The following is a 24,272-nucleotide window of genomic DNA, read 5'->3' on the forward strand; positions in this document are numbered from 1 at the left end:
CCGGATCGTAAAGACCGCGCAAGATTCAGCCCTTCAGGAACATCCCGGCCGCTGCGCGGTTGGCGTTGGATCGCCCCGAAACGCGGGGCGTTCAAGGGGGTCACGACCAAGAGGGTCACGACAATGGCTACCGTCGCCGCGGACCGGGTCCAGCGCCATACCGACGAGGCCGTCAACCGCACGATCCACGCGCAAATGCTGGAGCGGCTCGTCTATTTTGCCCTGCATCCTGAACGGATCGAGGAAAGGCTCCATCATCTCGACCGGGAATGGGACATCGAGCGGGCGCTCGAGGCCAACGCCTCGACCTTCGCCCTCGCCGGGCTCACCCTCGGCTTCGCCGTCGATCGCCGGTGGCTCGCCCTGCCCGTCCTCGTCGCGGGCTTCCTGCTGCAACACGCCCTTCAGGGCTGGTGTCCGCCGCTCCCGGTTCTCCGGCGCCTGGGCTTCCGCACCCAGCGCGAAATCGACCGCGAACGCTACGCGCTGAAAGCCTTGCGCGGCGATTTCCGGCAGGTGGAGGACGCCATGGAGCGCCTGCAAGCGGTTCGGGCGGAAAGGCCGGCGCGCGAAGAGCATCTGCCGCAGTAAAAGCGGCGCACTGGCGCGCTGCTCCGCCTGCGGCGCTTTATGCTCTGGCCCTCGGCGGGGGACGGGCGCATAGTGCCGTGGTTTGATCCATGGATAAGTCCTAGGCGCCAGTTTTTAACCCTCGCTGCGGCGCTTGCCCTCGGCGCCTTGTCGCCCTGCGCCCAAGCGCAGGACGCGTCGCAAGTTCTTCGGGTCTCTTTCAAGGACGGACGCGCCGTCGTCAGGGGCGCCGTGAAGGGCTACGACACGCATGACTACGTCTTCCCCGCTGGCGCAGGCGAGTCGATCAAGATCAGACTCACGAGCCGCAAAGCCTTCTTCAACGTGAACCCGCCGGGCTCGGAGGAGGCGCTCTTCAATGGCTCTATCGCGGGCTCGATCTTCACAGGCGAGGCGGCCATCAGCGGCGATTACACCGCCCGCGTCTATCTCATGCGCAATGAGGCGCGCCGGGGCACGGTCTCCCCCTACACACTCGCGATCGAAGTCGGACAAAAGAAAGCAGCGGCGGAAAAAGGCCCTGATTTCGCCGATGGGCTCACGGGCGGCCCGGATTACTGGCAGGTGACGGGTGTTCCGGCCGGGGACGCGCTCAAGATTCGGGCGACGCCCTCGCCGAAGGCAAGGCTCGCCGCGGACGCGCCGAATGGGGCGGCGCTCAGGAATCTTGGTTGCCGCAACACGGGTGGCCAGCGCTGGTGCCGCGTGGAAGACGCCCGCAAACAGGCCGGCTGGGTGAACGGGCGCTATCTGCGGGAGGGGCCAGGGCCCGATGGTCAGGCCCGGTGATAGGGATGGCCCGACAGGATTGTCATGGCCCGGTAAATCTGCTCGGCCGCCAGAATGCGCACGAGTTGATGCGGCAGCGTCATCGCCCCGAACGAAAAGACCGTTGTCGCCCGCGCGCGGATACTGGCGTCTAGCCCTTCCGAACCACCCACGGCAAACCAGAGCGCCTTGCGGCCGGCGTCTCGCTCGCGGCCGATGAAGTTCGCGAAGGCCGCGCTATCCGCCGCCCTGCCCCGCTCGTCGAAGACGACGAGCCCGGCGTCGGCCGGGAGGACCGCCAGCATGTCTTCCGCCTCCCGCGCCATGCGCTCGGCGGCGTTCCTGGCCTTGCTTTCGTCCAGTTCCCTGAGGTCGAGCCCTTCCAGGCCGATGCGCCGCAGTGCGGCGATGCGCTCGGCGTAGCGCGCGTAAATCTCTCGCTCGGGACCAGCCTTCAGCCGACCCACGCAAATGAGCCCCAATCGCACGAAACGGCCTGCCCGACGCGGTCTAAGGCGTCAAACGAGCCGAATCTCGACAGGCCGGTCGCCGCCCCACATCTTCTCGAGGTTGTAGAACTGGCGCACCTCGGGACGGAAAATGTGGACGATGACGTCGCCGGCGTCGATCAGCACCCAGTCGCACTGGGGCAGGCCCTCGATGCGCGCGACGACGCCCGCATCCTTGAGAGCCCGGACCGCCTTGTCGGCGATGGCTCCGACATGCACGGTCGAGCGCCCGGTCGCGATGATCATTTCATCGGCGAGGGCGGTCTTTCCGCGCAGATCGATGGAGATGACGTCCTCGGCCTTTGTTTCGTCCAGAGCCTTGAGAACATTTTGCACGATCGAGCCGCCTGGCGGCGCTTTGGCGCCGATCCTCGGCTGGGAGGGGCGTCCCGCTCCCGGTTGAACACTCGTCGACAGCGTTGCAATCCTCATACTTCGCGGCCTCTTGCCTGACCGCATCCAGAGGATGGAACCCTTTCGTCCCGATTGCAATATGAAAGCGGTCCGCTGGACCCGCCGAAGGCAGAAAAAAACCCGGCGCGTTTGCCGGGTCTCTAGGCAGTTCGGGCTAATCGAGAGGCGGGAGGAACCTCAAAGCCGGAACAACTGAAATATAGATCAGTTTGCGACGAATTGCTCGTTTCTTTTTCGTCACGAGGACCGTCAGAGGGACGAATCGGATATGATAACAATCAAAAACAGGTCCTCATGGACGTCGGCCGCCTCGCTGTCCGATTTTGAAACATGCACCGATTCAGCAACTTAGCAGACGGCTAGGCGCAGCCGGCCCGCAGCCCGTGTCTCGAAAGCCACAGGCGCGAGCGAATTGCGCGGCATGGCAGGCTCACCGCCCGCCAGAGGCCGAATTCAGGGGATCAGCACCATGGACCCCGCCGTTTGGCGTGATTCGAGCGCGGCGTGAACGCTTGCGGCGTCCGCGAGCGGAAAAGACTTCGGCTCCTCGATGGTCAGATGGCCGCGCTTGATGGCGCGCAGCATGTCCTCGGCCATGTCCTCGTAATCCTTGCGCCTGGCGATATAGGTGAAAAGCGACGGCCGCGTCGCATAGAGCGAGCCCTTCTGCGCGAGAAGATTGATGTCGAACGCGTCGATCGGACCGGAAGCCGATCCGAAGCTCACGAACATGCCCAGGGGCGCGAGGCAGTCGAGCGAGGCCGGGAAGGTCGCCCGCCCGACCCCGTCATAGACCACGTCGCAAAGCCGGCCGCGCGTGATCTCGCGCACCCGCTCGGGGAAATTCTCCTCACGATAGAGGATCGTATGCTGCGCCCCAGCCTTCTCGGCGATGGCCGCCTTCTCCGGCGAGCCGACGGTGGCGATGACCTTGGCGCCGAGCGCGCGCGCCCACTCGCAGAGCAACTGGCCGACGCCGCCCGCCCCGGCGTGAATCAGCACGCGATGGCCCTTTTTCACCCGGAAGGTCCGGCGCAGCAGATATTGCGCGGTCAGGCCCTTGAGCATCATGACGGCGCCCTGCTCGTAGCTGATCGACTTCGGCAGATGAATGACCGAATCGGCGGAAATGTTGCGCGCCTCGCTATAGCCGCCGAGCGCGCCGACATAGGCGACCCGGTCGCCGACCTCGAAATCCTCGACCCCCTCGCCGACCGCGACCACCTGCCCGGCGCCCTCGTGGCCCGGCACGTAGGGATGCTCGGCGGGATAGGCCCCGGTGCGGCGGTAGATGTCGATGTAGTTCACCCCGATGGCCTTGTGGCGAATCTGCACCTCGCCCGGCGCCGGCGGCGCGAGGTCGACCTCCTCCAGCAGAAGCGCCTCGGGGCCGCCCGGCCGGTGAACGCGGATCGCCTTGACCATCAAAACCTCCAGAAATAAACCGCCAATACGGTTCAGATAGCACGGGATTGCGACAAGACAGCCGGAAACCGCGCTATGAGCCTGAAACCTGTCCGCATCGCGGCCAGAGTCTCGCCCTCGGCCGCAGGGGCCGCTATAACGGGGTGAGGATCAGGAGTTTTGTGATGACCGAGGGTTCCGCGCGGACGGGCGCGACGACGAAGACCGACATTCTCGTTGCCGGGGCGGGCTCCACGGGCCTCGCCGCCGCGCTGGCCTTCGCCCGCTCGGGGCTGAAGGTCGCGCTCGTCGGCCGCATTCCGCCGCCGCTGCCGGGCCGCACCGTGGCGCTCTTCGAGGCATCGATCCGCTTTCTCGACGCCCTGGGCGCGCTCGAGCGCGTGAAGGAGCTGGGCTGCCCGGTCGAGGCGATCCGCATGATCGACGACACTGATCAGCTCTTTCCGGTGCCGGAGCTGACGCTGCGCGCCAGTGAGGTCGATCTGCCGGCGCTGGGCGTCAACATCGCGAACGACGACCTCGTCGGCGTGCTGCTCGACCTCGTCCGCGGGCGTCCCGAGATCGAGCTGATCGACGCGGACATCACTGATTACGAGTATAGCGGCGCGAGCGCGGCCGCGATCCTTTCGGACGGACGCCGGCTCGAGGCGGATTTCCTCGTCGCCGCCGATGGGCGCAACAGCCGCGCGCGCGCCGTCGCGGGCATCGACGTGAAGGAATGGACCTATCCCCAGGTCGCCCTCACGATGATGCTGCGACACGAATTCCCCCACGACAACATGTCGACCGAGTGGCACACGCGCTCCGGCCCGTTCACGCTCGTGCCGCTGCCGCCGCGCGAGGACGCGCCGCACCGCTCCAGCCTCGTCTGGCTGATGAGCGTCGCCGACGCCCGCCGCCGCCTCGCCAAGCCGCGCGAGGAACTCGAATATGAGATCGAGGACTACGCCAAGTCTGAATTCGGGACGATGCGGATCGAGAGCGACATCGGCCAGTTCCGCATGGGCGGCATGCAGGTGTCGAAACACGCCGCCGGCCGCATGGCGCTGGTCGGCGAGACCTGCCACATCTTCCCGCCGATCGGCGCGCAGGGCCTCAATCTGAGCCTGCGCGACGTGGCCGATCTCGAAGATTGTCTGGCCAGCGTCGATCTGCGCAACGAGCGCGAACTCTCGCGCGCCCTCGCCCGCTACGACCGGCACCGTCGCGCCGACATCGGATTCCGCACCCACGGCGTCGACGTGCTCAACCGCTCGCTGATCATCCCCTATCTGCCGGTCGATCTCTTCCGCGGCGCCAGCTTCATCGCCGTGGCGGCGCTGGGTCCGCTGCGCCGCGCCGTGATCCGCGAGGGCGTGCTGCCGCATCTCGTGCTGCCGCGTCTGATGCGCCGCGCCGTGCGGGAGGCGCGCGCAGGCTGACCTGCCGCGGCGCCCACATGCGCCGCCATGCGCTCGCCGATTTTTCGGCCTATGGTGTCCGTCTATGGGAATCCTTTCGCCCGCCGAGCGCCCTGTCGCGGCCATCGATCCATCTGAGCCGATCGAGACGGGCGTGCTGACCGTCGACCTCGGCGCGCTCGCCGCCAACTGGCGCCAGCTCTCGTCCGCCGCACGAGGCGCCGAGTGCGGCGCCGTGGTCAAGGCCGATGGCTATGGGCTCGGCCAGGCCGCGGTGATGCGCGCGCTCGCCTCGGCGGGGTGCAGGACCTTCTTCGTCGCCAATCTCGCAGAGGGCGAGACCGCGCGGGCGCTCGCGCCCCACGCGAATATTTATGTCCTGGACGGCGTTGCGCCGGGCTGCGCGCCGCGGCTCGCCGCCGCCGCGCTCAGGCCCTGTATCGGCTCTTTCGCCGAACTGGAGGAATGGTCTGCGACGAGCGTCCTCCTTGGCCGCAGGCTGGAGGCCGCGATCCACTTTGACACCGGCATGAACCGGCTTGGCTTTGCGCCGTCGGACGCCGCCGAGGCGGCGGCGCGGTCAACCGGAATTGCGCCCACGCTGGTGATGAGCCATTTCCTCAGCGCGCAATTGCCGGACGCGCCTGTCAACGCGAAGCAGATCAGCGCCTTCGAGACGGCGCGGGCGTATTTCCCGGGCGTTCCCGCCTCCCTCGCCGCCTCCTCCGGCGTGTTTCTGCCGCAGCGGCCGCATCTCGATCTGGTGCGCCCCGGCTATGCGCTCTACGGCGGCAATCCCACCCCCGGCGCAGCCAATCCGATGCGACGCGTGGCGAGTCTCATCGCTCGAATCCTCTCCGTTCGCGAACTCGCCGCCGGGGAAACCGTCGGCTATGACGGGGTCTTCATGGCGCAGCGCCCGACCAGGGTCGCGACCATCGGGGCCGGCTATGCCGACGGCCTGCCGGTTTCCGCAACCGCCGCGCCCGGCAAGGCGGCCGGCGAGGCCGTGGTCGGCGGCCGGCGTTGCCCGTTCGTTGGCCGGGTGTCGATGGACTATATTGTGCTCGACGTCACCGACGCACCGGCGCAAGCCGCACACCGCGGCGCCTGGGTGGAGCTGCTCGGCGATACGATCGACGTGGACGAGCTGGCGTCCCGCGCCCGCACCATCGGTTATGAGGCGCTCACGCGTCTGGGGCGGCGCTATGCCCGTCGGTATGTCGGCGATTAGCCGCCAACGATCCTTGAAGGCGCGCCGTTACGCCTTGGCGAACCAGGGCTGAAGGACGGGATAGCCCTCGCCCGCCAGCAGGGAAACGGTCTCGTAGAGCGGCAGGCCGACAACAGCCGAGTAGGAGCCGACGAGCTTCACGACAAAGGCTCCCGCGAGACCCTGAATCGCATAGCCGCCCGCCTTGCCGCGCCATTCCCCCGAGGCGAGATAGGCGTCGACCTCGAGCGAACTCAGACGCTTGAAGCGCAGACGCGCCTCGACGAGCCGTTTGCGCTCGTAGCCGCGCGGGTTGATAAGGCTCACCGCCGTATAGACGCGATGCTGGCGGCCGGAGAGAAGCTGGAGGCATTCCTCCGCTTCCTCTGTCGTGTCCGGCTTGGGCAAGCTGCGGCGGCCGACGGCGACGACCGTGTCGGCGGCGATGAGATAGGAATGCTTCAGATCCGGATGGACCGTGCGCACCTTGGCGGCGGCGGCGGCCTTCTCGCTCGCAAGGCGGATAGCCAGCGCGCGGGGCGATTCGCCTCTTTGCGGCGTTTCGTCGATATCGGCGGGAAGCAAAGCGTCGGCCTCTAGCCCCGCCTGCTGCAAAAGCGCAAGGCGACGCGGCGAGGCCGAGGCCAGAACGAGCTTGGTCTTGGGAGCGGCGGGGTCGGCAGTCACGAAAGTCTCCGCCTCGAAAAGGAGTTACCGGAAACGATAGGTGATTCGGCCTTTGGTAAGGTCGTAGGGCGTCATCTCGACCAGCACCTTGTCGCCCTCGAGCACGCGAATGCGGTTCTTGCGCATCTTGCCCGCCGTGTGGGCGATGATCTCATGATCGTTTTCGAGCTTTACCCGAAACATCGCGCTGGGCAAGAGTTCAGTGACGATTCCGGGAAATTCGAGCAGTTCTTCCTTCGCCATGTGGTTCCTTTTGAGCGCCCTGGCCCTGCCGAAAGGGTCACATAGCGCGGGAAAGCAAAAAGCCCGCTCGCCCGGTCGGGCGGCGGAGTCGGCGCGGAACGTAATCGAGAAAGTCGCATTTGTGAACCAAAGAGTTTGCGCGGCCTGCCCGGAAGGCCAAGCTCGCCGGTTCTCGACAGGGGCGCCAAGCGGAGTCGCCCGCCCGGCCGAAAGGCGCCATAGTCCGCCCCATGCAGGCCGAAGACGACCTCACAATTCCGCAAGGAACCAACGCCCCCGAGCTCAGCGTCACGGAACTCGCCAATGCGCTCAAGCGCACGGTCGAGGACCGTTTCGGCCGCGTGCGCGTGCGCGGCGAAATCTCGAATTATCGCGGCCCGCACGCTTCCGGCCACGCCTATTTCTGCCTCAAGGATCAGGGCGCGCGGCTCGACGCCGTGATCTGGAAGGGAACCTTCCTGCGCCTGCGCACCCGCCCGCAGGAAGGCCTCGAGGTCGTCGCCACCGGCCGCATCACGACCTTCCCCGGCAAATCCTCCTACCAGATTGTCATCGAGGCGATGGAGCCCGCCGGCGTCGGCGCGCTGATGGCGCTGCTCGACGAGAGGCGCAAGAAACTCGCCGCCGAGGGGCTGTTCGACGAATCGCGCAAGCGGCCCCTGCCCTTCCTTCCGAAGGTGGTGGGCGTCGTGACCTCGCCCACGGGCGCGGTCATCCGCGACATTCTGCATCGCCTGAACGACCGCTTCCCGCGCCGCGTGCTGCTCTGGCCGGTGCGCGTGCAGGGCGAAACCTCGGCGGCCGAGGTCGCGGCGGCGATCGCGGGGTTCAACGCCCTGCCGCCCGGCGGGCCGATCCCGCGCCCCGACGTGCTGATCGTCGCGCGCGGCGGCGGCTCGCTCGAGGATTTGTGGAGCTTCAACGAGGAAGTCGTCGTTCGCGCCGCGGCGGAAAGCGCCATTCCGCTCATCTCGGCGATCGGCCACGAGACGGATGTCACGCTGCTCGACCATGTCGCCGACCTGCGTGCGCCGACGCCGACCGGCGCCGCCGAAAAGGCCGTGCCGGTGCGCGCCGAGCTCTTGGAGCATCTCGCGGGGCGCGCGCGGCGCCTCGCTCTGGCGAAATCCCGCGCCCTCGAACAGCGCCGGGCGACGCTCGCGACCTTCGCCCGCCTTCTGCCGACGCCGGAGCAATTGCTTCAGACGCCGCGCCAGCGGATCGACCGCGGGGCCGAGCGGCTGCGCGCCGCCCTGCGGGGCGCACAGGACGGGCGCAGGCTTAGGCTGTCGCGTCTCGCCCACGCGCTCGCCGGCCATTCCCCGCAGGCGGAGCTGCGGGGCAAGACCGAGCGCCTCAGGGGGCTCGGCCAAAGGCTGCAACAGGGGCTCGTGGCCCGCCTGGCGCTCGCCCGCCAGCAGATGCGGGGGGACCGCCAGCGCCTGGAGGCCATTGCCGCGCGTATGTCCCGCGCCATGGAGACCTCGATCGGCCAGCGCAAGGACAAGCTGGCGCGGCTTGCCCGGCTTCAGGACTCGCTCAGCCACAAGGCCGTGCTGGCGCGGGGGTTTGCGCTGGTGCGAGACGAGAAGCGCCACCTGCTGCGCAGCGTCTCGCAGGCGCCCGCCGGGACGGCGCTCACCATCGAATTCGCCGACGGGCTCATCGCCGCGAGGGCTGGCGAGACCGAGCCGGTCCCACAGCCGCCCTCCTCGCCCTCCGCGCCGAAGCGCAAGCCGCGAAAGGCGGGCGGAACCAACCAAGGCTCCCTGTTCTGATTATTCGAAGCGCATCTGGAAGGCGACGATGCTGCGCTGCATGGCCGCGCGGGGAATGTAGCAGAAGACATTGGTCGAGAGCCGCGCCTCCTGGCAATGTTCATGCGTCTCGGACCAGTCGTAGCCGAGCGTGTCCATGCAAGCCCTGATCTTTTGCTCGATCACCTTCGGATTGTCCCGGCGCTCCGCGGGGAAGTCGCGCTCGACCTGATATTCGCAATCCGTCACGTCCATCTTCATGCCTTCGAAATAGCGGCCGCTCGCGCCGCTCGTGACGAACATGGCTTCGGTCGCGACGATGAAGACGAGGCCCAAGGCCAGCGCCACCTTGCCCTGCGTCTTGGTCTTGAAGAAGTGAAGATCGAGCAGCGAAAGCAGGCCGATCGCCAGAAGGCCGCCGCCGAGAAAGAGCGTGATCGGCGACAAAAACGGCGCAATGCCTTCGTTCATTTTGTTTCTCCAAACCCGCGCCGCCTCCTAATGATAGTGGCGAACGCGCGGCGCGCAAGGCTTGGCCATACGCTCGGCCCGCGCCTGCCTGCCGCCGCGGGCGTCGCCGTTCATCTTTCGTTAACCGTTTAACCTTTTATTAAGGACAAGCGAATTTCGTTCGCATGTGACTGGTTCCACACACCCTTCGTCAAGGTTGACGGAACCTTCGTTTAACCTTCCCGCGGCTAGGACTGTCCCAGTCTTGGAGTCGTGACAGGAGTTTTCCCCCATGCTGTCTTCCGCGAGCGCCCGTTGCGCCAGATTCGCCCTCGCTTTCACGGCCGTACTGGCCATGGCGGGCTGCGCGAAGAATCCGGCGGACGAGGCGGCCGACCTCGCGGGCGGCGTGGGCGGTCCCGGCGGCCCCGGCGGCCGGGGCGGAATCGCCCGCGGCGGAATCGGCGCGCCCGGCAGCCCGCAGGACTTCGCCAGCAATGTCGGCGACCGCATTTTCTTCGAGACCGATTCGACGGACTTGACGGCGGCGGCCCAGTCGACGCTCGACAAACAGGCCGAATGGCTGAATCGCTACGCGCGTTACAGCTTCGCCATCGAGGGGCACGCCGACGAGCGCGGCACGCGCGAATATAATTTCGCGCTGGGCGCCCGCCGCGCCGAGGTGACGAAGAATTACCTGATTTCGCGCGGCGTCGCCGCTTCGCGCATCCGGACCGTGAGCTACGGCAAGGAGCGCCCGGTCGCCGTTTGCGACGATATTTCCTGCTGGTCGCAGAACCGCCGCGCCGTCACTCTGCTGCCCGGCGGAAATTCCTGACCCGAAATCGACAAACGCCCCTTGCGTCGGCGGCGCTGTTGCGGCATGAGAAGCGCGCGCCGTTTGGCGCCCGCAGGAGTGTAGCTCAACTGGTAGAGCACCGGTCTCCAAAACCGGGGGTTGGGGGTTCGAGCCCCTCCACTCCTGCCATTGAAATCAAGAAGTTACACAACAGCCCAAGAATCGCTCCCCGGCCGAGGTAAGCGCCAAGGTATGCGGTTGAGGCTCTTGGGCGCGAATTTGACCGCCCCCCCCGCCTCGCTGTGCGCGGCGGTAAGTTGAAGCAGAGAGGGCTGGGCTACCGGAGCAAATGCAAAGCTCAGGCAGCAGCCAAGCAGCCGCGATTCCCCGCCCCCGAATCATTCTGCTGTTTTCCGATCGCCGCCCGCGTGCGCCTGTGGCTCTTTTGCAACTACCGCCTGACGTTTTCGCCCGACATTGTTCATGCCGCTCGGCCACGCTTTGCCAGCATGGCGGGCACGGCTACCGTCCTCTTGTTTGAAAGGGCCTTTTTTCAAATGGGAGTTGACGGCCCCCTAGAACGCCTCCGGGCGGGCCGTCTTTTCCTATCTATCGGAAGGGTCAGGCCGTGTCGCAAAGAGCAAATTTTACGCACAGTGCGCCACTTACCGCGGACGCTCTTGTCGTGCTGTTCGACGCGCTCATTAGCTGCGAAACCACTCGGGAAGCCATTAATGAGGCGCGCACAATTCTGGCCGAGTTCGACAGCGCGAGTGACAGGGACGGCGCTGCCAACGGCGCGGATGAAGCCTGAAAAGGGCCTAGCTAATCTGCCCGGATCATCCCCCGCCTCCCCGCTCTCGGCGGTAAGGTGAGGGGCGAGGGCTGGGGGGTTCGAAGGTGTAGGATTTCCTGCACCTTTGGCGGAAGCTGGGCAAGGGCTCGTGATGCGGGAAATCCCGCATGGGCACATCTCAGGCGGGAAGCGTGGCCAGCGCCTTGAAGTTCTATGCAAAACAACGATTTGCAGTAGGCGCCGGAAATCCGGCACCTGCAAAGACTGATTGTCAAGACTTAGCCCAAGGGATTGGGGCTCGCGAATTGTTCGAATCTGCGATCCTCGCGGGGCTCCCCGGCATGACGGAAAACGTGATTCGCGAGCAACTTACCCCGTTCGGACTGCCCCGTATCCCTCGCCCGAGCCCCATGGATCGCCGCGAGCAACCCGCGAGGCATATCCATGGCCCCTCCGCAATGGGCGCGTCGGGGGGCTTGTTGGGGGCCTCGACCACCCGCCCGGATGATGGTGCAGGGGCCCGGGTCCATGGGCAAGTGTGCCATGGCGCTGGATCATCCACCACGCCAGAACCGCCAGCCGTTGTCCCTTTTCTGTTCTTCCTCGGGGGATTAGCTCAGGGTCGTTCCAAAGTCACAACCGCTTCGGGTTCCAACGGAGGCGCATATGAAGAAAATTTCAGCCCGCAACGTGCTCGAAGGCACAATCAAGGAAATTAAAAAAGGCGCGACCACTTCGCACGTTCTGCTCGACGTGAAGGGTGCCACCATCACAGCGTCGATTACCAATGAATCCGTGGAGGAGCTTGGCCTTCAGGTTGGAAAGAAAGCTTACGCAGTGATCAAATCTTCCGAAGTGATGATCGCTGTCGATTAAAACTCCCACGCATGTATCAGGCGTCGGGGTGTTTCCCCGGCGCTGGATGCGGAAGCTTGTCATAGGGGGCCGCTTCCGTTTTGGCCATCGGTCCGAAAAACCATCGTCGCTCATGCCCCGGCGCTCGCCTTCGGCGGAGATGCGCAAGACAGTCTAGCTTTGGCTTTTGCTGATCGGCCCGCTCAGCAAAGATGTTGGGCGACTGCGGCTCTCAAGGTCTCTGGCGTGAATGGCTTGGCCAATCGCGGCGCGGCAGAAAGGCGGGCGTCTGAAGCGAGGTGCGCTCCTGAGACTATAAGGTAGCGTATGCCAAGTTCATCCAGACGTTTCGCTACTGCGCTTGAAAGCGTCCCGCCTAAGTTCCCATGCGCGTCGCATGGTCCGCGAAGATAATAACAGCCCAAACTTGGTCATTGCTTTCGCCGACGTAACGAGTGCGCGTAAGCGCGCCGTCGATAACGACCTTCTACTTGCCGAGGCCAAACATCGAATAAAAAACGTGCTGACCGTCGTGCACGCGCTCGCCATCCAGACGGGAGTTGAAGGGAAATCGGCGAAAGAATACCGCGACGCATTTCTAGGTCGATTGGAGGCGTTCATCAGCGCGAAAGACCTTTTTGCGCAGTCCGCCGAGGCCCAAGTTAGCCTATCTGCTGTTGTGGACGATGCACTACATGCCGCCAACACTCGTCAGATCGTAGTGGAACCCAGCCCCTCGATTCCGCTTGACTCTGCACACGTTCGACCTATTCGCATGATCCTCCACGAATTGACGACCAACGCGATCAAGTATGGTGCGTTGTCGCGCCCAGAAGGACTTGTGCATTTGGGATGGCGCGCCATAGGCGAAGACAAGCCCCAGAACCTTCAGATTGATTGGCGGGAAGAGAGAGGCCCCGTTGTGTCGCCACCCAATCACCGCGGGTTTGGCATGACCCTCATTGAAAGCAGCGCGAAAAACTGCGGAGGGGAAGCGGATCTGCGGTTCGAACCAGAAGGCTTACAGGTGGAAATTCTGATTCCGATGGGGCAGTGAGTTTCATGGGCCACTGGCGGGGCTACTCTTTAAGCTCATTCAACTCCTTCTGAAGCCAGTCCCGGTCGGTGACATGCAGTTCTTGGATTTCCTCGAAAGGGCGCAGCAGTTCAGCGGCACCGCACCGCGTGGTTGTGTGCATGCAGCAGGCGTAAGCGATGTAATTCTTCGCGCTCGTTCGATTCCTAGGCGAGTGGAAAGCGGGCCTCTAAGCGCGCATCCATTCGGGAATTTTGCCTTTGCCTTCGGCCTCTTCACGCAAGAGGCGTAGATGGTATTCGAGGTTCGCAAGCGTTTTGCTGAAAGTATCCATCAGGCGCAGAGCATCTTCGGTCGGGCGATGCTCTGCTTGAAGCTCGGCGATGCGCTCCCGCTGACGACTAACTATTAGCCTCGCCTTGGCGACATGCCGAGTGGCCTTGTCGAGTTCTGTCTCGGGTGCGTCCATTAACGTTGAGAGACGGCCCCTCCATTCTTCGCCATCCGCCGGGTATGCCGACTCAGCTAACGCCAGTCGCAGCAGCAGCAGCGCCATCCGGTTAGGGAGCGGTTCTTGGATGATCGTTTTGAGCGAGTGATGAATGGCTTTCCCTAGCTGGCTCTGGATCATCCGCTCATCCTGCGCCTGTTCTTCTAGGCGAAGCGCATCCATTGTAGTCATTTTCCACTCCGCCCGCCTGCGAGATTCTCCTTTCCAGCGTAAGTAGTTTTCACTACGCATTTTCCAGTCTTGCTTGACTGTGCGAACGGGTAACGCTTGCTCGTATCGCTATATGCCATTCGCCCCGCATGGCGCGGCCCGTCCCGATCCCGGTCGCATCCGCCGCAATCCACGTTGAAAAACAGCGAACGCGCTTGCAGCGTGGGAGGCGGGGATTTGATCGGTAAGTGTGGGCGAATAGACAATAATCGCGTTGTTCTCGCGGAGTTCCACAGAATAAAGGAAATGGTCGACCACTTTTTCCATTGTAGATTTTGCCGACGCAATACGGTCGGCTGGCTGCATTTGATCGAAGGGTTTCATGTCGAGAGCCTCAAAATCATGTTTTGAAACGTGGGTGGCACTTCAGCCCGGCGCGCGCCCGTCAAAATCAGAAGCTTGAGCATCGGACCAAAAGGAAATCCCAAGCTTTCGCTGGCCAGCCAAACACGGCGAAGCTCCGGATCGTTGAGAACGCGGTCCCGCCCCCGTCCCTTCTCTGAGCTTGGCTTTTCGATTCGGTCGTGTGAGCCTCGGATTGTAGCGTGTTCCATAGCGTGGATGACGGCCGACGAGACACAGCGCCGCAGCCAACTCTCTCATTCAGCGCCTTGACCTTTCAGTACGTCTAGGGCAGTAACATAATCTAACGTATCGCAACGTCTTCGAAACGGCCAGGCCTTGCCTTCACAGCGAAGATTGCGAGCATTTTCAAGACATACGGGCCTCGCTTGAACAGGCTTTGCATGGCCCCAACGGGAACCGCCCAATGTCAACCGTTAACCGCTCGGATACCGCGACCTTCTACCGGCGAAGCTGCATTTGGCCCTGGGTCATGCTGTCGGCCAGTGTCGCTCTGGCCCTGATCGTTGCGGCGCTTTTCATGCGCTCGCACGAAGCCAGGACCCTTGTACTCGTGCTTTCTTCTTACTTCGTCTTGTGCGTTCTCAGTGAGGTGCGAGGCGTAGCCCTTGCAGCTCGAAGCGTTACCTTTCCCTATCGGCTATTCAAATCCTTCCCGCTTCCCGTTCCTTTGCGCAGGACTCTCGATCTCGCGGATATTTATGTGATTTATTCTTATGACAGTTCCAGCATTCAAAAATGCGCGATCACAACCTTTCGAGGCGACAAGGCGATTGTCTATTTCCCCGACAGGGATGCAAAATATGCGTTCTTTTGGTCCATGAACGAAATCAACCGCGAAATCAAAATGGTGCGTGCAGCGAAACCCGCCTGAAAACTCACGCTCGGCCTGTCGGCTCTCGCCGGCGTTTTCCGTCACGCGCAACAGATCTCCAAAACCGGGGGTGGGAGTTAGGCCCCTCGACTCCCGCCTTTGCTCCCACGCTTCTTTTTCCGGCCCGTCTGGAAGCTGTCCTCGCTCGCCCGATATGAACAACCTCCAGGGAGGCGAAACATGTCGAAGATCAAGGCGACGATGATCGTGGCGCTTTTGATGGCGGCCGCATCCGCGCAGGCCCAGACCTCGGGGCGTTTTCCGTATGACGGGGACATCCAGGCCTATGGCGCCCACTGGCGTTATCAGCACAGGGACTGGAGCCGGCCGGGCCATCCGGCGAACCCCGGCGTATGCTGGTATTTCAACAGCTACACCGGCGACTGGGTCTGGGAATGCTGAAGGCGTGATCGGCGCGAAACCGCTCCGGGGCGGCCCGGCGCTATGACGATCTGGTCGGCCGGTATGAACTGATAGTCTCTGCTCCTCATGCCTCGCTGGATCAGCGCGCTCGCGGCCTGAGGATCAGCCTCGTCCGAGAGTTCCAGCGCCCGAGACATGGCGGCTTTGTCTTTGCATGCAGGGTAGCCGAGCCGGCCTGCGGCCAGGATCGTGGACGACGCGGCGAGGGCCGCCGCCAGGGCTGAAAATGCGAACCTCATTCTTCCCGGTCCATGAAAGCGCGCCGCCCTCGCGCAAATCGCGCTAATTGCCGGCGAAAGCCGCCATCAGGGCGGGCAGCGCGGCGCCGATTTTTACGACGAAAAATGTCACTGAAGCCGCCGCCATGGCCTTGAGCAATATCTCTCCCTGCGGATGCATCGGCTCATCCTTTCTCTTCGAGAACGGATAGCTGACGCGGGCGGGCCGGAAGGCAAGCGACGCGCGCACCTCTTGCGCAAGCGGCGCCGGGCGATTTGCAGTCGCCCCTTCGCTGGGATAACTCTCCCGCGCCCTCCTGCAACCTTTCAGGCTCCCCCGACACCGCATGACCCATCCTGCGCCCGCCATCGCCTCTTTCCGCCGCATCGTCGTCAAGGTCGGCTCCTCGCTCCTCGTCGATCCGCAGGAAGCGTCGGCGAAGCGGAGCTGGCTCACGAGGCTGGCGGATGACATTGCGGCGCTTCATCGCGGCGGGGCGGATGTGCTCGTCGTCTCGTCGGGCGCCGTGGCGCTCGGCCGCAGCGTTCTGGGCTTTCCGCACGGCGCCCTGAAGCTCGAGGACAGCCAGGCCGCCGCCGCCGTCGGCCAGATCGCCCTCGCCCGGCTCTGGGCCGAGGCGCTGCATACGCGGGGGCTCGTCGCCGGCCAGGTGCTCGTGACCTTCGGCGATACGGAGGAGCGGCGCCGTTACCTCTATGCGCGCGAATGCCTCACCCGCCTTCTCGCGCTGCGCGCCGTGCCCGTCATCAACGAAAACGACACGGTCGCCACGGCCGAAATTCGCTATGGCGACAATGACCGCCTCGCCGCCCGCGTCGCAACCATGGCGAGCGCCGATCTGCTGGTGCTGCTCTCGGATGTGGACGGCCTCTACACCGCGCCGCCCGCCTCCGATCCAAGCGCCAGGCACATCCCCGTCGTGCCGCGCATCACGGCGGAGATCGAGGCGATGGCGGGGGGCGCGGCCTCACAATATTCACGCGGCGGAATGCGCACCAAGATCGAGGCGGCGAAGATTGCGACGACCGGCGGCGCCCATATGGTCATCGCCGACGGCCGCGCCGAGGCGCCGATCGAGCGCATCGCCAAGGGCGAGCGCTGCACCTGGTTTCTGACGCCCTCGAACCCTGTGACGGCGCGCAAGAAATGGATCGCCGGCTCGCTGGAGCCCAAGGGCGCGGTGCATATCGACGAGGGCGCGGCCCGCGCGCTCGCCTCCGGCGCGAGCCTGCTGCCGGCGGGCGTCACCCGCGTCGAAGGCGCCTTCGCGCGGGGCGACTGCATCGTGATCCGCGACCATCGGGGCGGCGAGATCGGCCGGGGCCTCGTGACTTACGACGCCGTGGACGCGGCGAAGATCCTCGGCCGCTCGACCAAGGACATCGAGAGCCTTCTGGGCTTCAAGGGGCCGGACGAAGTCATCCACCGGGACGACATGGCGCTCGCCGGAGAGTAAGCGCGTCGCTGGAGGCCCGCGATACAGCCCGCCCGGCGCGCCCGCCCTTGCCGCCAGATTTCCAAACTTTAACCTCGGCGCAGCCTTCGCCCCGTCTTGGCGCCATTCCGCATATCCCCCATATTTCCAGTCGCCGCGCCTTATGGGCCGGTTCCTATGGGGAGAGACTGATGTCACCGGAAGAACGTCAACTGCTCGTCGGGCTGTTCGAGCGCACGAAGAGCGCCGCCAACGGTCCGCGCGACCAGGAGGCGGAAACTTTCATCAACGAGCAGATCAGGCAGCAGCCGGCCGCGCCTTACCTTCTGGCGCAGACCGTCATCGTGCAGGATCAGGCCTTGCAGGGCGCCAACGCCCGCATCGAAGAGCTCGAAGCGCAGGTGAAGAATTTGCAGTCCAAGCCCGCTGGCGGTTTTCTCGGGGGGCTGTTCGCCGGCCAGCGCCAGGCCCCGCCCCCGCAGCGTCCCGCTCCCGCGGCGCCGTCAGGCCCCTGGGGCGGCGCGCCGCAGGGCGGCCGTAATCCGGTCGCGGGCGGCTATGCGCCCCAGGGCTGGGGCCAGCAGCAGGCTCCCGCCGGGCCTGATAGCGGCGGCTTCCTGAAGGGCGCGCTCGGCGCGGCCGCGGGCGTCGCGGGCGGCGTGCTGCTCGCGGACGGCATCCGCAGCCTGTTCTCCCATGGCTCGGGCTATGGGGGCATGTCCAATCTTGGCATCGGCTCGGGCTTCACCCCGACGAGCGAGACGGTCGTGGTGAACAACTATTACGGCGACGACCCCGGCGCCGGCGGCCAGGAGGCCGGCTACGACCAGGGCTATGACGACCAGTCGCGCGTGAGCGACGCCGACTACAGCACCGACCCCGGCTTCGACGATGGAGGCGGTTTCGATGACGGCGGCGGCTTCGACGATGGCGGTGACGGCGGTTTCGACGTCTGACGCCACGCCATGACGACAGAGACCCGCCGGGAAACCGGCGGGTTTTGTTTTGGGCGTGGGCGCCCGCTACGAGCGCGGGCATGACGGCGGCGGGAGAGTGGGCGGATGCCGGCGAGCACGCAGATGGTGTGAGAGCCACCGGCGCCTCCAACCCGTCATGGCCGATCTGGTCCCGGCCACCCACGCCTTTCCGTCCCGACGCGCCTCCTGTGCGCCGGCGCACAAACTCCCGGCTACGCGAGGCGTAAATCCCTTCTTGTTCGCAAGACGAACGCGACCAGAAAGAAGGGGCCCGACCATGAACCGCATCTTCTCCAGCAAATCCGCCATCCGCTTCCTGCGCGTCGCGGCGATTGTCGGCGTGGTCGGGCTCGGCGCGGATGTCGGCGCTGCGGCGGCCAAGGCCCTCCTGTCGAAGCCGGACGCCGCGTCGGTCGCCACGAGCGTCTCCAGCGTGAAGCCCTTCATTCTCGCGCTCGACTCCGCGCCGGAGACGAAAGCCGAGGCCGCCCGGCAGGACTGCCGCGAGGTCGCGGTCGAGACGGACGAAGGCTATGGCGTGCGCGGGACGGTGATTCGCACGGTCTGCCGCAATGTCCTGTGATCCGCGCCGGCGTGGATCACATGCCGCCGAGGCAGACGTATTTGAGTTCGAGATAGTCGTCGAGGCCGTAACGCGAGCCCTCCCGGCCAAGACCGGATTGTTTCACCCCGCCAAACGGCGCGACCTCCGTGGAGATGAGGCTCTCGTTGACGCCGACCATGCCGAATTCCAGCCTTTCGGCCACGCGGAAGATGCGCCCCACGTCTCGACTGTAGAAATAGGCGGCGAGACCGTAGGGCGTCGCATTGGCGAGGCGGATGGCGTCCTCCTCCGTATCGAAGGGAAAGACGGGCGCCACCGGGCCGAATGTTTCCTCTTTGAAGATCAGCGCATCCGAGGGCACGTCGGCCAGGACGGTTGGCTCGAAGAACAGCCCGCCGAGCCGGTGCCGCGCGCCTCCTGTCAGGATGGTCGCGCCATGGGCGACGGCGTCCGAAATATGGCGCTCCACCTTGTCCAGAGCCGCCGCCTCGATGAGCGGGCCGACGGCGACGCCCTCCTCCAATCCCTCGCCAACCTTCAGGGCGCTGGCCGCCTCCGCCAGGCGCCGGGCGAAAGCCTCGGCGATGCTCCGCTGCACGAGGAAGCGGTTGGCGGAGATGCAGGTCTGCCCGGAATTGCGATACTTCGTGGCGACGGCTCCTGCGACCGCGCGGTCGAGATCGGCGTCGTCGAAGACGATCAGCGGCGCATTGCCGCCGAGTTCCATCGAGCATTTCTGAATATTGTCGGCGGCCTGACGCAGGAGGATGCGGCCGACTTCGGTCGAGCCGGTGAAGGTGAGCTTGCGCACGATCGGATTGCGGGTCAGCTCCTGCCCGACGGGAGCCGGATCGAGGGCCGTCACCACATTGAGGACGCCGGCCGGCACGCCCGCGCGCTCGGCGAGTTCGGCGAGCGCCAGCGCCGAGAAGGGCGTCAGCTCCGCCGGCTTGATGACGATGGCGCAGCCCGCGCCGAGCGCCGCGGCGGCCTTGCGAGCGAGCATGGCGGAGGGGAAGTTCCACGGCGTGATCGCCGCCGCGACGCCGATCGCCTGCTTGAACACCAGCAGCCGGCGATCCACCGCGCCGGGAATGACGTCGCCATAGACGCGCCTCCCCTCCTCGGCGAACCAGTCGATGAAGGCGGCGCCATAGGCGATTTCGCCGCGCGCTTCCGCGAGGGGTTTCCCCTGCTCGGCCGTAATGATCCGCGCGAGGCGCTCCTGATCGGCCATGACGAGCTCGAACCAGCGCCGCATGATCTGCGCGCGCTCCCTGGCGGAGCGGTCGCACCACGACGGCAACGCCTTGCTGGCGGCGTCGATCGCCCGCCGCGTCTCGGCGACGCCCATGTCCGGCGCGAAGCCGAGCGTCACGCCCGTCGCGGGATTGTGGACCGGAAAAGTTGCGCCGTTGTCGGCCGCGACCCAGGCGCCGCCAATGAAGGCGCGTTCGATGAAGGAAGGCTGCGCGTCGGTCATGGTGTTTGCGATCCGGTCTTCCGGCCGAGGGCCCTGGCAAGCTCACCTTACGCCGTTTCAGGAAGAATTTATCTCTCCGCCTTACGGTCAAGTTCAACCCAGGCGCCCCGCCTCATGTCAGATAGAAGAGCGGCGATTGACGTCCAAAAAAGAAAGAAAAGAAAGAACCGTCGCCATCGTCCAAACGCAGGCGGAGAACGCAGGCGCGCAGGAGATCGCGCGGCAACTCGCCACGGGCTTCGAAAAGCGGGGCTGGCGCACGCGGCAGATTTTCTTCTACCGCCGCACCGACAGTTTCGACGACGAGAGCAACGTCTTCTTCTGCGCGCGCGAACGCCCCGCTTCGCCCGTCAGTGTGCTGAAGCTGCTCTCGGCGCTCTACTCGGAGCTGCGCCGCGCCGACCCGGCCGTCGTCGTCACCCTTCAGCATTACGGGAACATCATCGCCGCGCCGGTCGCAAAACTATCGGGCGTGCAAACCGTCATCGCCAATCAGCTTTCCGCACCCGAGGTCATCCCGCGCGCCGTCGCCCGCATCGCCAGGCGCCTGGCGCATATCGACCACGGCTTTCTGGACAAATCCTCGAACCTCTCCAAGGCCGAGGCGCGCGGCCGTCTCGGCCTGCCGCAGGACGCGGTTCTGCTCGGCTGCGCCGCGCGGCTCCACCCGCTCAAACAGCTCGATCTCGCCATCGGCCTGCTCGCGGAAAACGCCGGCCAGCATCTCGCTCTCGCCGGTCAGGGCGCCGATCTCGAGCGGCTGCGCGGCGTGGCGCTTTCTCTTGGCGTCTCCGACCGCGTGCATTTTCTCGGCGAGCTCGACGCCAGCCGGATGGGCGCTTTCCTCGCAGCGCTTGATTGTTTCGTTTTTCCGAGCGCCGCCGAGAGCTTCGGCCTCGCGCCGGTCGAAGCCGCCCAGGCGGGCCTCCCCGTCGTCGCCAATGATCTCCCTGTTCTGCGCGACGTGCTTTCCATCGACGACGCCAGTTGCGCACTCTTCGTCGATGCGAGGGACACAAGGGCTTTTGCCCACGCGGTCGAGCGCGTTCTGAAAGACGGCGCTTTGAGCGCCTCTCTCACGGGGGCCGGGCGGCGGCTCTGCCAGCGGTTTCCGCTCGATCGAATGATCGACCAGTATCTCGCACTGATGGAATCGGCATGACGCGCATTCTCATCGTCGTCTCGCCGGCGCGATTCATGCGCTGGCAGCAACGACTACGGGAAAGGCTAGCGAAACGCTGGCCCGAGGCGGAAATCGCTTTCCGGTTCGACCTGCAGGCGGACGACGGGCCCGCCTCGATCACACAGCTTCTCACGCTGGAGCGCCTGATTCTGCGGCGCGACCGACTGGCTCTTTGTGATCGGCTCCCGGCGCCTCCGCATCCAGGCGACGATGGCGACGCCGACATCATCCTCGACCTGACAGGCAAGACGGATGTGACCCGCGCCGCAAGAGCGTTGCGTCCGCTCTATGATGGATTCGACACCGATCAGGCGGCTGTCGATGCGATCCTCTCAGGCGCCGCGCCGACGCTTGCCGTCGAGGACGCGGTCGCCGGCGGCATCGTCGCGGAAGGCCTCCCCTCCTTCGAATGCGAGCCCTTCCTGACCAATTGTCTGGACGCCGTCTATTCGCGGATCTCCTTCCTGATCGAACAGGCGATCGCGCATCCTGGCCCCTCGACGCCGCGTCATTCGTCGATCCAGCGTCGTCCGCCGACGCAGTTCCGCTATTTCGCAAAGTCGATTGCGCGTCACGCCGCGAGCGCAGTTTTTCACCTGTGCTGCCATTCGCCCCACTGGCGCGTCGGGTGGCGCTACAACGACGGTCCAGGCGCGCTCGAGACGGGAACGCTCGCGGGACCCGCCTGGACGCCTCTCTACGACAGTGGCATGGGCTTCGCCGCCGATCCCTTTCCCATCGATTGGCGCGGGAGTATGGGCGTCTTTTTCGAGTCGATGGACTATCGCAGCGGAAAAGGGTCGATCCGTTTTCAGCCCTTCGGTCCGAACGGCCCGACCGGGGAGGCCGTAACCGCACTGTCGGAGCCGTGGCATCTTTCCTACCCCTTTCTCATCGAGGAGGGCGGCGTCCTCTACATGGTCCCGGAAGCCTCGGCGTCGGGCGCCGTCACGCTCTATCGCTGCGTGAGTTTCCCGGATCGCTGGGAGCCCGTCGCAAGGCTCCTCGACACGATCGAGGCCGCGGACGCCACGATCTTTCAACATGGCGGGCGCTACTGGATGACCTCGGTCGTGCGCGACGGCTATGGCGGTTATTCCGATACGCTGGCCATTCACCATGCCAGCAGCCTTTTCGGTCCGTGGCGACCGCATGCGCTCTCGCCGGTTCTCATAGATTCCTGCTTCGCGCGGCCCGCCGGCGCCGTCGTCACAACGCCGCACGGACTCTACCGCCCGGCGCAGGATTGCGCCAAAGGATATGGCAAGGCGCTGTCGATCATGCGCATCGACCGTCTCGATCCCGAGACTTTCCAGCAGTCCCCGGTAAGCCGAATGGCGCCTGGCGCGCCATGGCCCGGCGGGCGCCTGCATACGCTCAACCGTTTTGGTCGACTCGAATGTATCGATGGCGCGATACTGGCGCCGAAAAGCCTGCCCCTGCGCCGGCTCGTGAGACGGCGCATTGACGATCGCGTGCCGAGCGTCGGGCTGGCGGGTAAGTGAAGATCAGCCGGGCGTGCGATTGCTCCCTGCAGGCCCGGCCACGCCATGCAAACCCGCACGCAAACTTATGCGCAGGGGCGCGATGAGGCTGAGGATCGAGGGATCGACGCCGGTCTCGCGACGGCAGACCACCGAAAGCAGTACGAAGAGCGGCACATTGATCAGCGCCCAGCCCAAGGCGGCGCCAGGCGCCCCGAAAAGCCAGGCGAGAAGCGCGGTCAGCGCGACCCGCGCGATGGTCGCAACGCCCATGACCCGCGAATAGAGCTTTTCCTGGCCTGTCGTCAGCAACACCACCGGCGCCGAACCGCAGGCGGACATCAGGAAGCACCCGGTCGCAAGGATGATGAGAGTCACATAATCGGCCGCATAGCGTCCCCCGAAAACGGTCAACAGACTTCCGCCAAAAAAGAGAATGAGGAGCCAAAGCGGAGCGAGCATCGCAATCGACAGCAGCGCGATCGACCGCAGCATTTCCTGGAGCCTGGATGTCTGGCCGGAAAAATAGAGATTGGCGCTTCGCGCCATCGTGACGGTGTTGAGCCCCGACATCGCCATGAGGAAGACATTGGCGATGCGGGCCGCCGCGAAATAGTCTCCTGCCGCGGCCGACGACGCGACATAGCCGATCAGCATGACGTCGAAATACATGCTCGCGGCTTCGAGCACCGCCGACTGCCACATCGGAAAGCTGCGAGCGAGCCATTTGCGCCAGTCAGAGCAGCTCGTCGCCGGAACTGCATGCATGCGATAGACACGCCGCACAAAAATCAACGCGAAAGCCAGGGAGAAAACTTGACCCACGGCGGCGGCGCCGAAAAACCCGGCGAGCGTGAGATCGTGATGGAAGACCGACCAGACCATCACGAGAAGCAGCAGACCGCGCCAGATCAGCTCGCGTGAGATCTCGGAGGCCACGAAGCCAGCGATGGGTCGGGTCGAATGAGACGAATAATGCAGGATCGTTTGTGTGAGCAGGAAAAATGCGCCAGCCAGCACCGCGGTCTGCGACACGCCGGTAAAAAGAAGCGGGGTCAAAACGATCATGCCTGCGACGAAAACGGCGCCCGAGAGCAGCGTCAGCAACCATCCGAAGCGGTAGGCGCCCCACGCCCGCGCATAATCGTTTCCGCCAGCATATTCGCCGAATGAGCGCGCGATGAGCGTGTCTTGTCCAAAGACAGCGGCGACTGCAAGAAATCCGATGGCGTTGAACCAGATGGCAAGGCGGCCGAACTCGTCGGCGGTCATCGCGCGCGCCGCAAGAGTGAAAAGAGCGAGCGTCATCAGCGCGCCGCCGGCCCTGATCGCCATGCCGCCGACAGCCGCCGCAGCCGGTCGTGATTTCAGCCAGCCTGTCAAAGTCGAGAGGCGCTCGTGCATCGGATGATCCCTACCAGTCCGCGAGACTTAAGCTGCGCCATTGTGCCGCGCAACGGCAATTCGCGAATGTGGTTAGCCGGTGGGGAGAGCGACCTCCAACAAGGCGCGCATGACCCGGGCGTCGATCGAGCCCGTCTCGTCGAGAACAGCTCTTACGCGAGCGGCTTGTCGCCGCTC

At 65.0% G+C, this 24,272-nt stretch carries 26 protein-coding genes and 1 tRNA gene; 17 read left to right on the forward strand and 10 right to left on the reverse strand.

The features are described from left to right. Positions 1–123: 123 nt before the first annotated feature. Entirely contained in the window at positions 124–591 is a 468-nt protein-coding gene (locus WOC76_RS12925) for a hypothetical protein (RefSeq protein WP_341106376.1), read from the forward strand. A gap of 147 nt (positions 592–738) precedes the next feature. Then, entirely contained in the window at positions 739–1,380 is a 642-nt protein-coding gene (locus WOC76_RS12930) for an SH3 domain-containing protein (protein WP_341388601.1), read from the forward strand. Here WOC76_RS12930 and rlmH read toward each other — a convergent pair. The 3 genes from rlmH to WOC76_RS12945 form a co-directional block, all read right to left on the reverse strand. Continuing rightward, on the reverse strand, positions 1,368–1,847 hold the full coding sequence (gene rlmH / locus WOC76_RS12935) for a 23S rRNA (pseudouridine(1915)-N(3))-methyltransferase RlmH (protein ID WP_341106371.1): 480 nt from the start codon (positions 1,845–1,847) through the stop codon (positions 1,368–1,370). The two genes, WOC76_RS12930 and rlmH, sit on opposite strands and share 13 nt — an antisense overlap. 30 nt (positions 1,848–1,877) lie before the next feature. After that, entirely contained in the window at positions 1,878–2,300 is a 423-nt protein-coding gene (gene rsfS / locus WOC76_RS12940; protein ID WP_341106369.1) for a ribosome silencing factor, read from the reverse strand. A gap of 435 nt (positions 2,301–2,735) precedes the next feature. Further along, positions 2,736–3,707 (reverse strand): quinone oxidoreductase family protein, encoded by a 972-nt coding sequence (locus WOC76_RS12945; RefSeq protein WP_341388604.1) that lies wholly within the window; start codon positions 3,705–3,707, stop codon positions 2,736–2,738. Between the two features lie 164 nt (positions 3,708–3,871). Between WOC76_RS12945 and WOC76_RS12950 the strand changes: the two genes are divergently transcribed. Both WOC76_RS12950 and alr read left to right on the forward strand, forming a co-directional pair. After that, entirely contained in the window at positions 3,872–5,128 is a 1,257-nt protein-coding gene (locus tag WOC76_RS12950; RefSeq protein ID WP_341106368.1) for an FAD-dependent monooxygenase, read from the forward strand. Positions 5,129–5,192: 64 nt separating this feature from the next. Further along, positions 5,193–6,341, forward strand: coding sequence for an alanine racemase (alr, locus tag WOC76_RS12955; protein ID WP_341388606.1), 1,149 nt, complete (start codon positions 5,193–5,195; stop codon positions 6,339–6,341). 27 nt (positions 6,342–6,368) lie between these two features. On the opposite strand, the gene WOC76_RS12960 is transcribed toward alr, so the two are convergent. After that, positions 6,369–7,007, reverse strand: a complete 639-nt coding sequence (locus WOC76_RS12960; protein WP_341106362.1) for a Maf-like protein — start codon at positions 7,005–7,007, stop codon at positions 6,369–6,371. Between the two features lie 24 nt (positions 7,008–7,031). After that, positions 7,032–7,250: a translation initiation factor IF-1 gene (infA, locus tag WOC76_RS12965; RefSeq protein ID WP_016920926.1), complete on the reverse strand. Its 219-nt coding sequence runs from the start codon at positions 7,248–7,250 to the stop codon at positions 7,032–7,034. A 230-nt stretch (positions 7,251–7,480) separates the two neighbouring features. Between infA and xseA the strand changes: the two genes are divergently transcribed. Then, a complete protein-coding gene (xseA, locus tag WOC76_RS12970; protein WP_341106345.1) occupies positions 7,481–9,028 on the forward strand; it encodes an exodeoxyribonuclease VII large subunit in 1,548 nt (515 codons plus the stop codon). Here xseA and WOC76_RS12975 read toward each other — a convergent pair whose 3' ends face one another. Continuing rightward, positions 9,029–9,478: a hypothetical protein gene (locus WOC76_RS12975; RefSeq protein ID WP_341106344.1), complete on the reverse strand. Its 450-nt coding sequence runs from the start codon at positions 9,476–9,478 to the stop codon at positions 9,029–9,031. It lies immediately after the preceding gene. A 271-nt stretch (positions 9,479–9,749) separates the two neighbouring features. On the opposite strand from WOC76_RS12975, the gene pal reads away from it, so the two are divergent. The 5 genes from pal (at position 9,750) to WOC76_RS13000 (ending at position 12,964) form a co-directional block, all read left to right on the forward strand. Further along, entirely contained in the window at positions 9,750–10,295 is a 546-nt protein-coding gene (pal, locus tag WOC76_RS12980) for a peptidoglycan-associated lipoprotein Pal (RefSeq protein ID WP_341106342.1), read from the forward strand. 74 nt (positions 10,296–10,369) lie between these two features. Continuing rightward, positions 10,370–10,445, forward strand: a tRNA-Trp gene (locus tag WOC76_RS12985). A gap of 496 nt (positions 10,446–10,941) precedes the next feature. After that, positions 10,942–11,070 carry a hypothetical protein gene (locus tag WOC76_RS12990; RefSeq protein WP_341106340.1) on the forward strand — a complete coding sequence of 43 codons (129 nt, stop codon included), beginning with the start codon at positions 10,942–10,944 and terminating at the stop codon, positions 11,068–11,070. 648 nt (positions 11,071–11,718) lie between these two features. Then, positions 11,719–11,928, forward strand: a complete 210-nt coding sequence (locus WOC76_RS12995) for a TOBE domain-containing protein (RefSeq protein WP_341106339.1) — start codon at positions 11,719–11,721, stop codon at positions 11,926–11,928. Positions 11,929–12,304: 376 nt separating this feature from the next. Beyond that, complete coding sequence (locus WOC76_RS13000; protein ID WP_341106338.1) at positions 12,305–12,964, forward strand: sensor histidine kinase; 660 nt, start codon at positions 12,305–12,307, stop codon at positions 12,962–12,964. Between the two features lie 208 nt (positions 12,965–13,172). On the opposite strand, the gene WOC76_RS13005 is transcribed toward WOC76_RS13000, so the two are convergent. Together WOC76_RS13005 and WOC76_RS13010 are read right to left on the reverse strand one after the other, a co-directional pair. After that, the gene (locus WOC76_RS13005; RefSeq protein WP_341106337.1) at positions 13,173–13,625 is read right to left on the reverse strand and encodes a hypothetical protein; all 453 of its coding nucleotides are present in this window, start codon (positions 13,623–13,625) and stop codon (positions 13,173–13,175) included. 108 nt (positions 13,626–13,733) lie between these two features. Continuing rightward, positions 13,734–13,988 (reverse strand): hypothetical protein, encoded by a 255-nt coding sequence (locus WOC76_RS13010; protein WP_341106336.1) that lies wholly within the window; start codon positions 13,986–13,988, stop codon positions 13,734–13,736. Between the two features lie 445 nt (positions 13,989–14,433). Here WOC76_RS13010 and WOC76_RS13015 point away from each other — a divergent pair, with 445 nt between their 5' ends. From WOC76_RS13015 to WOC76_RS13035, 5 genes are all read left to right on the forward strand, one after another. After that, positions 14,434–14,901: a hypothetical protein gene (locus WOC76_RS13015; protein WP_341106335.1), complete on the forward strand. Its 468-nt coding sequence runs from the start codon at positions 14,434–14,436 to the stop codon at positions 14,899–14,901. Positions 14,902–15,081: 180 nt separating this feature from the next. Further along, entirely contained in the window at positions 15,082–15,303 is a 222-nt protein-coding gene (locus WOC76_RS13020) for a hypothetical protein (RefSeq protein WP_341106333.1), read from the forward strand. A gap of 586 nt (positions 15,304–15,889) precedes the next feature. Beyond that, positions 15,890–17,020 (forward strand): glutamate 5-kinase, encoded by a 1,131-nt coding sequence (proB, locus tag WOC76_RS13025; RefSeq protein WP_341106330.1) that lies wholly within the window; start codon positions 15,890–15,892, stop codon positions 17,018–17,020. A 170-nt stretch (positions 17,021–17,190) separates the two neighbouring features. Continuing rightward, a complete protein-coding gene (locus WOC76_RS13030) occupies positions 17,191–17,955 on the forward strand; it encodes a DUF2076 domain-containing protein (RefSeq protein WP_341106329.1) in 765 nt (254 codons plus the stop codon). Positions 17,956–18,253: 298 nt separating this feature from the next. Then, positions 18,254–18,559: a hypothetical protein gene (locus WOC76_RS13035; RefSeq protein ID WP_341431440.1), complete on the forward strand. Its 306-nt coding sequence runs from the start codon at positions 18,254–18,256 to the stop codon at positions 18,557–18,559. A 16-nt stretch (positions 18,560–18,575) separates the two neighbouring features. Here WOC76_RS13035 and WOC76_RS13040 read toward each other — a convergent pair whose 3' ends face one another. Continuing rightward, positions 18,576–20,024, reverse strand: coding sequence for an NAD-dependent succinate-semialdehyde dehydrogenase (locus WOC76_RS13040; RefSeq protein ID WP_341106325.1), 1,449 nt, complete (start codon positions 20,022–20,024; stop codon positions 18,576–18,578). A 136-nt stretch (positions 20,025–20,160) separates the two neighbouring features. Here WOC76_RS13040 and WOC76_RS13045 point away from each other — a divergent pair, with 136 nt between their 5' ends. Next, complete coding sequence (locus WOC76_RS13045) at positions 20,161–21,186, forward strand: glycosyltransferase family 4 protein (protein ID WP_341106323.1); 1,026 nt, start codon at positions 20,161–20,163, stop codon at positions 21,184–21,186. Further along, positions 21,183–22,712 carry a glucosamine inositolphosphorylceramide transferase family protein gene (locus tag WOC76_RS13050; RefSeq protein ID WP_341106322.1) on the forward strand — a complete coding sequence of 510 codons (1,530 nt, stop codon included), beginning with the start codon at positions 21,183–21,185 and terminating at the stop codon, positions 22,710–22,712. Before WOC76_RS13045 ends, WOC76_RS13050 begins: the two co-directional genes overlap by 4 nt. Before the next feature lie 3 nt (positions 22,713–22,715). Here the strand turns inward: WOC76_RS13050 and WOC76_RS13055 are convergent, their stop codons facing one another. Beyond that, positions 22,716–24,095 (reverse strand): oligosaccharide flippase family protein, encoded by a 1,380-nt coding sequence (locus WOC76_RS13055; RefSeq protein WP_341106320.1) that lies wholly within the window; start codon positions 24,093–24,095, stop codon positions 22,716–22,718. Positions 24,096–24,272 lie beyond the last annotated feature (177 nt).

The sequence above is a fragment of the Methylocystis sp. IM3 genome (assembly GCF_038070105.1).
Lineage (GTDB): Bacteria > Pseudomonadota > Alphaproteobacteria > Rhizobiales > Beijerinckiaceae > Methylocystis.

Bases quoted from the DNA above. Each gene is read 5' to 3' on its own strand.
- proB (WP_341106330.1), top strand. From the start codon at position 15,890: ATGACCCATCCTGCGCCCGCCATCGCCTCTTTCCGCCGCATCGTCGTC.
- rsfS (WP_341106369.1), bottom strand. From the start codon at position 2,300: ATGAGGATTGCAACGCTGTCGACGAGTGTTCAACCGGGAGCGGGACGC.
- WOC76_RS12925 (WP_341106376.1), top strand. From the start codon at position 124: ATGGCTACCGTCGCCGCGGACCGGGTCCAGCGCCATACCGACGAGGCC.
- infA (WP_016920926.1), bottom strand. From the start codon at position 7,250: ATGGCGAAGGAAGAACTGCTCGAATTTCCCGGAATCGTCACTGAACTC.
- WOC76_RS13050 (WP_341106322.1), top strand. From the start codon at position 21,183: ATGACGCGCATTCTCATCGTCGTCTCGCCGGCGCGATTCATGCGCTGG.
- WOC76_RS13035 (WP_341431440.1), top strand. From the start codon at position 18,254: ATGAACCGCATCTTCTCCAGCAAATCCGCCATCCGCTTCCTGCGCGTC.
- WOC76_RS12995 (WP_341106339.1), top strand. From the start codon at position 11,719: ATGAAGAAAATTTCAGCCCGCAACGTGCTCGAAGGCACAATCAAGGAA.
- WOC76_RS13015 (WP_341106335.1), top strand. From the start codon at position 14,434: ATGTCAACCGTTAACCGCTCGGATACCGCGACCTTCTACCGGCGAAGC.
- xseA (WP_341106345.1), top strand. From the start codon at position 7,481: ATGCAGGCCGAAGACGACCTCACAATTCCGCAAGGAACCAACGCCCCC.
- alr (WP_341388606.1), top strand. From the start codon at position 5,193: ATGGGAATCCTTTCGCCCGCCGAGCGCCCTGTCGCGGCCATCGATCCA.
- WOC76_RS13005 (WP_341106337.1), bottom strand. From the start codon at position 13,625: ATGACTACAATGGATGCGCTTCGCCTAGAAGAACAGGCGCAGGATGAG.
- WOC76_RS12945 (WP_341388604.1), bottom strand. From the start codon at position 3,707: ATGGTCAAGGCGATCCGCGTTCACCGGCCGGGCGGCCCCGAGGCGCTT.
- WOC76_RS13010 (WP_341106336.1), bottom strand. From the start codon at position 13,988: ATGAAACCCTTCGATCAAATGCAGCCAGCCGACCGTATTGCGTCGGCA.
- WOC76_RS13000 (WP_341106338.1), top strand. From the start codon at position 12,305: ATGGTCCGCGAAGATAATAACAGCCCAAACTTGGTCATTGCTTTCGCC.
- WOC76_RS12975 (WP_341106344.1), bottom strand. From the start codon at position 9,478: ATGAACGAAGGCATTGCGCCGTTTTTGTCGCCGATCACGCTCTTTCTC.
- WOC76_RS12950 (WP_341106368.1), top strand. From the start codon at position 3,872: ATGACCGAGGGTTCCGCGCGGACGGGCGCGACGACGAAGACCGACATT.
- pal (WP_341106342.1), top strand. From the start codon at position 9,750: ATGCTGTCTTCCGCGAGCGCCCGTTGCGCCAGATTCGCCCTCGCTTTC.
- WOC76_RS13040 (WP_341106325.1), bottom strand. From the start codon at position 20,024: ATGACCGACGCGCAGCCTTCCTTCATCGAACGCGCCTTCATTGGCGGC.
- WOC76_RS13020 (WP_341106333.1), top strand. From the start codon at position 15,082: ATGTCGAAGATCAAGGCGACGATGATCGTGGCGCTTTTGATGGCGGCC.
- WOC76_RS13030 (WP_341106329.1), top strand. From the start codon at position 17,191: ATGTCACCGGAAGAACGTCAACTGCTCGTCGGGCTGTTCGAGCGCACG.
- WOC76_RS13055 (WP_341106320.1), bottom strand. From the start codon at position 24,095: ATGCACGAGCGCCTCTCGACTTTGACAGGCTGGCTGAAATCACGACCG.